Raw genomic sequence first — 352 nt, 5'->3', positions numbered from 1 at the left:
GAAGTCGCCTATCTGCGTGCGGAGACCGACTACCTAAAAAAACTCGATGCCTTGATCCGGGAAGAGCAGGCGGCGCAGGACGCAAAGCGCAAGCCGTCCAAGGATTGAGGCAGGTTCATACGCTGTCGCTTCTGCTCGAAGCAGCTGAGCTGTCACGCAGTACGTTCTATTACCAGAACCATGTCCTGGCCCATCCGGATCAGGATGAGGCAGCCCTGTGCGAGCGCATCCGTGCAATCTACGATCAAAGCCAAGGGCGCTATGGCTATCGCACGGTGACGCTGGAATTAGCCAATCAGGGTCATCGGACCAATCACAAGCGGGTTCAGCGCCTGATGGGGGAGATGGGACT

General features: G+C 57.4%; 1 pseudogene. It reads left to right on the top strand.

Features of this window, described 5'->3' with window-relative positions:
- Window positions 1-352: pseudogene (locus ACX9OT_RS21850) on the top strand (IS3 family transposase); the annotation flags it as partial.

This window comes from Stenotrophomonas genospecies 3 (genome assembly GCF_054473855.1).
This window is presented reverse-complemented; position numbering and strand designations above follow the sequence as displayed.